General features: G+C 37.0%; 5 protein-coding genes and 4 tRNA genes. 7 read left to right on the forward strand and 2 right to left on the reverse strand.

Going from position 1 to position 6,751, the window contains the following annotated elements; translation table 11 throughout:
- Positions 1–185 precede the first annotated feature (185 nt).
- Positions 186–815, reverse strand: a complete 630-nt coding sequence (dhaL, locus tag GQ590_RS11390) for a dihydroxyacetone kinase subunit DhaL (protein ID WP_160409130.1) — start codon at positions 813–815, stop codon at positions 186–188.
- Between the two features lies 1 nt (position 816).
- Positions 817–1,821 (reverse strand): dihydroxyacetone kinase subunit DhaK, encoded by a 1,005-nt coding sequence (locus GQ590_RS11395; protein ID WP_160409132.1) that lies wholly within the window; start codon positions 1,819–1,821, stop codon positions 817–819.
- A gap of 285 nt (positions 1,822–2,106) precedes the next feature.
- Here GQ590_RS11395 and tcdA point away from each other — a divergent pair, with 285 nt between their 5' ends.
- The 7 genes from tcdA to GQ590_RS11430 all read left to right on the forward strand — a co-directional run.
- Positions 2,107–2,901 (forward strand): tRNA cyclic N6-threonylcarbamoyladenosine(37) synthase TcdA, encoded by a 795-nt coding sequence (tcdA, locus tag GQ590_RS11400; RefSeq protein WP_160409134.1) that lies wholly within the window; start codon positions 2,107–2,109, stop codon positions 2,899–2,901.
- 319 nt (positions 2,902–3,220) lie between these two features.
- Positions 3,221–5,920 carry a bifunctional acetaldehyde-CoA/alcohol dehydrogenase gene (gene adhE, locus GQ590_RS11405; protein WP_160409136.1) on the forward strand — a complete coding sequence of 900 codons (2,700 nt, stop codon included), beginning with the start codon at positions 3,221–3,223 and terminating at the stop codon, positions 5,918–5,920.
- A 167-nt stretch (positions 5,921–6,087) separates the two neighbouring features.
- Positions 6,088–6,163, forward strand: a tRNA-Thr gene (locus GQ590_RS11410).
- Positions 6,164–6,195: 32 nt separating this feature from the next.
- Positions 6,196–6,280 (forward strand) — tRNA-Tyr (locus tag GQ590_RS11415).
- 55 nt (positions 6,281–6,335) lie between these two features.
- Positions 6,336–6,410 (forward strand) — tRNA-Gly (locus GQ590_RS11420).
- 3 nt (positions 6,411–6,413) lie between these two features.
- Positions 6,414–6,489: transfer RNA gene (locus GQ590_RS11425), tRNA-Thr, on the forward strand.
- A 177-nt stretch (positions 6,490–6,666) separates the two neighbouring features.
- A partial coding sequence (locus tag GQ590_RS11430; protein WP_010312103.1) for a GTP-binding protein occupies positions 6,667–6,751 on the forward strand: 85 nt, incomplete at its 3' end.

Below are 6,751 nucleotides of genomic sequence, written 5' to 3' on the forward strand. Positions count from 1 at the left end.
TTTGAGGGACAAGCGCATCTAACGAAATTTGCTCTATTTTTTCGGGTGTCGCTGGCGTTGGTTTTTTTAGCATAGAAGAATTCCTATTATCATGGACTCTTCTCTATTAGATCAAAGAACTCGCCCAAAAGCGAGTTCTTTGTCATCAATCTGAAGATCCGCCAATATCATCGGCAGATCTTTTTTTATTGGTTTTGAATATATTCATTCATGAATTTCAAAATATATGCCATTGAAACCGAGCCAGGATCCATATGGCCAATTGTTCGTTCACCTAAATTTTTAGCTCGACCAAATACAGCGATCATTTGTTTCGTTTTTTCTGCGCCTTCCATAGCTGATTGTGCTATTTTAGGTAGTGCATCATTTAACTTTAAAGTAGTTAATAGACTTGCTGTTGTTGCACTAGCGGCTAAGGCATCAACCATGGTTTTATCTCCCGGTTTAGCGTTGCCACGTTGATAGACAGCCTGCCAACCTTCATTAAGTAGTGTTGATAGTGCGCTTGAATCAAATTCTGTGATTCCAGTAATACTTTTTCCTCCTGCTCTAAATAAAGTACCAAAAATTGCCCCTGAAGCACCGCCCATACTGGTCATTAATTTTGTGCCAATTTGAATAAAAAAATCATCTATGTCAGTTGGTTGAAATTTTTCATCTTGTAGTAACACAATGATCGCAGCGAATCCCCGCTTCATACCAATGCCGTGGTCACCATCTCCCACAATTTGATCTAAAGATGTTAATGTTGGTTCGCTTTCAACCATTTTTTCGGCAGTGAATAACATCATTTTGCGAACTTGTGATAAATTCATTTTATTTTCTCCATCCTAGTGTTTGGCAAGGTAAATCATAGAGATGTTGTAGTTCTTCATCTAACTTCATTAAGGTGATTGAAAAGCCTGACATTTCAAGCGATGTACAAAAATGACCAACAACAACATCGTGGCTGATTATGCCTCGCGTATCAAGTTCAATACCTACTTTACGTGTTATGATGAGCAGTTCGGTGTTACTAAGTGCACCCAAATTGTTAATTAGTACACACACACGGTCGCCGTTTTTAAAAGGTAAATCATCACAAAGGCGATTTATCATATCCTTGACAACCTCATCTGATGATGTGATTTCTTGTCGACGTAATCCTGCTTCACCATGAATACCGATGCCAATTTCAATTTCGTTATCTTTTAACTCAAAATTGAATTTACTGGACTGAGGTAATGCGCATCCATCTAGGGCTACACCTATAGTTCGAACGTTGTTGTTGGCTTTTGATACGACTTGATAAAGATTATCAAGATCGTATTTTTCAAATTGTGCCGCAGCGCCTGCTATTTTGTATAAAAACATAATACCGGCAACACCACGGCGATCGGAGATTTTTGATAATGGTGCTGAAGCAATATCATCCGTAGCACGAATTGTTTTAGTAGTAATATTGTTTTCAGCTAATATTTCGGCAGAAATATCAAAATTCATTCCATCCCCAGAGTAGTTGCCATATAAAAATAGTACACCTTTCCCTTTTTCTATCGTTTTGGTTACTTCAATAATTTGATCTGGTGATGGTGATGTGAATATTTCACCAAGTGCACAGCCATCAATACCGCCTTTACCGATGAATCCAGCGAAGGTTGGCTCATGTCCACTGCCACCGCCCGAGATAATAACAACTTGATCGCTTGCAATATGGTTGCCATAAACGGCACAATGTTCTGGAATTGCAGTTAATTTTCCCTGATAGGCATAAATCAACCCCTGCATAACTTCTTGTCTTACATTATTTGGATTATTAAGTAGTTTTTTGGGTTTTCGCATTCATTTTTCCTCTTAAGTAATCATAGTTAACAATGTTTATTGTAGAAAAAACTAATAATTCAAACGAATACAATTAATGACAAATAATATCCTACTGATTGCTCATCATCGTGATGATGTCGTTGACCTTTATAAGCGTTATGAATGTGGTTTTTTATTCGTGAAAGGTATAATATCTCTAATACTTATTGATAAGTTCTTTATATAAAGAATATTACAGTTATAATTTGTAAAAAAGTTTCAGGGGAGTCGATGTTTGAGTATAAACATCATTAATAATTGTCTATGAATAAAGAATCTTACTTTCAACGTTTTAGCGGTATTGCTAGGCTTTACGGTGAGTCGGCTTTGCAATGTTTTTCGCAAGCGCATATTTGTGTCATTGGTATTGGTGGTGTAGGCTCTTGGGTTGCTGAATCGCTAGCGCGTAGCGGTATTGGTCAAATTACCCTAATTGATATGGATGATGTTTGTGTAACCAATACAAATCGTCAAATTCATGCGTTAAACTCTAATATTGGCAAAGCTAAAACTGCCGTTATGGCTGAACGTATTTTACAAATTAATCCTGAATGTATCGTAAATGAAATTGATGATTTTATTAATGCAGATAATGTTGGCAAATATTTAGGAACAAAGCAATCCCCCCATTATCACTATATTATTGAAGCAATTGATAGTGTACATGATAAAGCCGCTGTGCTTGCATATTGTAAGCGACAAAAATTGAAAGTGATTACCATTGGTGGAGCTGGTGGGCAAAAAGATCCAACCCAAATTAAAATTGCTGATTTAGCCAAGACAATTCAAGATCCATTGGTAGCGAAGTTACGAGAGAAATTAAAGCATAATTATAAATTAAATAAAGATAGTAAGGGTAAATATGGTATTCCTTGTGTATTTTCGACGGAACAACTAACTTATCCTTCTAAAAATGGATTAGTCTGTTTTTCAAAAAGTGATGCTAGCGGACCCAAAAAAATGGACTGTGAGTCAGGGTTTGGTGCAATTACAACAGTTACAGCTACTTTTGGTTTTGTGGCGGTAAGCTATGTGTTAAGTAAATTGTCTAAAGTATAAATATAGACCGAATGGATAAGAGACAATCAAGCCATAAAAAGGCTTGATTTGGCTTTTTAACATTAAATCACTCTTAATGATGATTATCTAATCTATCTTTAAAGTAGTATTAATTTTCTATCAAAAAAATCAAGTCTCAAACTTTTCTTATCAAAACTACTATATAACACTTATTTTTTGTGCAATATCTTATTGTACAAATTAAAAAACTGATTTACGATAACGTCAATTTCGTTTTGTCATTATGCTTAAGCATTAAATAGTTTCAAGGAAGACGCCAAACGATCCCGATTTATTTTTTAATTTCAAGGAGAAATCTATGGCAGTAACTAACATCAATGAGTTAAATGAGTTAATGGCTCGAGTCAAAAAAGCACAGGAGACATTCTCAACTTATACTCAAGAACAAGTCGACAAAATCTTTGTAGCAGCAGCAACCGCAGCAGCTGCAGCACGCATTCCACTTGCGCAGCAAGCGGTTGCTGAGTCAGGAATGGGGATTGTCGAAGATAAAGTTATAAAAAACCTTTTTGCCGCTGAGTACATTTTAAATAAATATCGCCATGATAAAACTTGTGGCGTCGTTGCTGAAAATGAACCATTTGGCACAATAACGTTGGCTGAACCACTTGGCATTATTTGTGGTATTGTTCCAACAACCAATCCAACTTCTACTGCAATATTCAAATCCTTAATTAGCCTAAAAACCCGTAATGCAATTGTCTTTTCTCCACACCCTCGTGCTAAAAAATCAACCATTGAAGCTGCTCGAATTGTATTAGATGCTGCAATTAAAGCGGGTGCGCCAAAAGATATTATTGGTTGGATTGACGAGCCGTCTATTGAGTTATCAAATGCACTAATGCATCATGATGATGTTGCAGCTATTTTAGCAACAGGTGGTCCGGGTATGGTTAAAGCAGCTTACAGCTCAGGAAAACCAGCATTAGGTGTAGGGGCAGGTAATACACCTGTTGTTATAGATGAAACTGCTGATTTAAAACGTGCTGTTGCCTCAGTACTTATGTCTAAGACCTTTGATAATGGTATGATCTGTGCATCAGAACAAGCCATTGTTGTGGTGGATTCAGTTTATGATGAAGTGCGCCATTTATTAACCCAATATGGTGCTTATGTTTTAAATGCTAAAGAAACTAAAGCAGTACAAGGCATTATTTTAAATGATAAAGGTGCCTTAAATGCCAATATTGTTGGTCAACCAGCAACTAAAATTGCTGAAATGGCGGGCATTAAAGTTCCTGTTGGTTCGAAAGTGCTTGTTGGCGAAGTGAGCAAAGTTGATTTATCTGAACCGTTTGCCCACGAAAAATTATCTCCAACACTTGCTATGTTTAAGGCTAAAGACTTTAACGAAGCGGTAGAAAAAGCAGAAAAATTGGTTGAAATGGGAGGTATGGGGCATACTTCTGTGCTTTACACAGATCAAGATAGTAATCGCGAGCGTGTGGCATATTTTGGCAGTAAAATGAAAACTTGCCGTATTTTAATCAATCAACCAGCGGCTCATGGCGGTATTGGTGATTTATATAATTTTGATTTAGCGCCGTCTTTAACACTAGGATGTGGTTCTTGGGGTGGTAACTCGGTATCTGAAAATGTCGGTCCGAAACACTTAATCAACAAGAAAACAATCGCTAAGAGAGCAGAAAATATGTTATGGCATAAATTACCAAGTTCTATCTATTTTAAACGTGGTTCACTTCCAATTGCTTTAAATGAAGTTATTGAACAAGGCGCAAAACGCGTATTTTTGGTAACTGATAAATTCTTATTTAATAACGGTTACTCAAAACAAATCACTGATCAATTAGAAGCACAAGGTGTTATTTGTGAAACTTTCTTTGATGTTGAAGCCGATCCAACATTAAGTGTCGTACGTAAAGGTACTGACTCGATGCAAGCATTCCAACCGGATACAATTATTGCGTTAGGTGGTGGTTCACCAATGGATGCTGCGAAAATCATGTGGGTTTTATATGAACATCCTGAAACAAAATTCGAAGAATTAGCATTACGCTTTATGGATATTCGTAAACGTGCTTGTCATTTCCCTAATATGGGGAAAAAAGCAAAACTTATTTGTGTAACAACAACATCAGGTACAGGTTCTGAAGTAACGCCATTTGCTGTTGTAACTGATGATGCGACAGGTCAAAAATACCCATTAGCTGACTATGCAATTACACCACATATGGCAATTGTTGATGCTAACTTAGTGATGAATATGCCTCGCTCACTTTGTGCTGCTGGTGGTTATGATGCAGTAACACATGCCTTAGAAGCTTATGTGTCAGTGATGGCAAGTGAGTTTTCTGATGGTCAAGCATTACAAGCATTAAGTTTGTTAAAAACCTACTTACCGACAAGTTATAAAGAAGGTGCTAAAAACCCTGTAGCACGTGAAAAAGTACATAGTGCGGCAACATTAGCGGGCGTATCATTTGCTCAAGCGTTCTTAGGTGTTTGCCACTCAATGGCTCATAAAATAGGTGCAGCATTCCATATCCCTCATGGTGTTGCTAATGCAATGTTGATTAGTAATGTTGTTCGTTTTAATGCAACTGACAAACCAACTAAGCAAGGCACATTTAGCCAATATGGCTACCCTAAAGCGATTTCTCGTTATGCGGAAATTGCTGATTATTTAGGCTTAACAGCAGCTACAGATAAAGATGAGAAGAAAGTTGAAAAGCTAATCGGTTGGTTAGATCAGCTTAGAAAAGATCTTGATATTCCTTTCTCTATTAAAGAGTTTGGTGTTGATGAAAAAACTTTCTTAGCTCAAGTTGATCAACTTGCAATTGATGCATTTGATGATCAATGTACTGGTGCAAACCCACGTTATCCGTTAATTGCTGAGCTAAAACAAATTTTGCTTGATACTTATTATGGACGTGCATATAAAGATAATGGCAATATTAGTGAAGATGTCGCTATTCATACAGAGGCTAAAGGCGTAGCTACAACCACTAGCAAGAAAAAAGCGGCTAAAAAATAATTAAAAAGAAATAATATAAATTAATTATTATTGATTAAATAAAATCCTGAAATAGTCTATATTTCAGGATTTTTTATGTTTTTGATTTTTTTTTAAGCAAACAAAATGAAATTTATTTTTTTTACTTGCAAGGTTAAATATTCTAGTCCATAATGCGCAGCACTTAGGCCGGCTTAGCTCAGTAGGTAGAGCAACTGACTTGTAATCAGTAGGTCACCAGTTCGATTCCGGTAGCCGGCACCATTTTCCTAAGTAAACAGTTTATAAAGATTCGGGGTGGGGTTCCCGAGCGGCCAAAGGGAGCAGACTGTAAATCTGCCGTGTCACACTTCGAAGGTTCGAATCCTTCCCCCACCACCATCATCTAATATTAGCAATAGCTAATTGAAGCATTTAGGTAGCCGAGTTTGAACATGCGGGCATCGTATAATGGCTATTACCTCAGCCTTCCAAGCTGATGATGCGGGTTCGATTCCCGCTGCCCGCTCCAATTGCTGATATAGCTCAGTTGGTAGAGCGCACCCTTGGTAAGGGTGAGGTCGGCAGTTCAAATCTGCCTATCAGCACCATTCTTGTTAATTTCCTAAACTTCTAAAAATATCGAATTTGACTGCTTTATAGCTTGTCACTCGGTAGCTTTATCTGTTATTATTCGGAACTAATTTTAAGTTAGTATTATATTAAATATGATACTTGGTTAATGTGGTGACTCACCACCGATTTGTATTACATTTGAGGGACGATAAATGTCTAAAGAAAAATTTGAACGTACAAAACCCCACGTTAACGTTGGTACAATCGGCCACGTTGACCATGGTAAAACAACTTTAA

The organism is Gilliamella sp. Lep-s35 (genome assembly GCF_009795845.1).
Lineage (GTDB): Bacteria > Pseudomonadota > Gammaproteobacteria > Enterobacterales > Orbaceae > Gilliamella.

Coding starts and splice junctions, on each gene's coding strand:
- tcdA (WP_160409134.1), top strand. CDS start 2,107: ATGAATAAAGAATCTTACTTTCAACGTTTTAGCGGTATTGCTAGGCTT.
- adhE (WP_160409136.1), top strand. CDS start 3,221: ATGGCAGTAACTAACATCAATGAGTTAAATGAGTTAATGGCTCGAGTC.
- GQ590_RS11395 (WP_160409132.1), bottom strand. CDS start 1,821: ATGCGAAAACCCAAAAAACTACTTAATAATCCAAATAATGTAAGACAA.
- dhaL (WP_160409130.1), bottom strand. CDS start 815: ATGAATTTATCACAAGTTCGCAAAATGATGTTATTCACTGCCGAAAAA.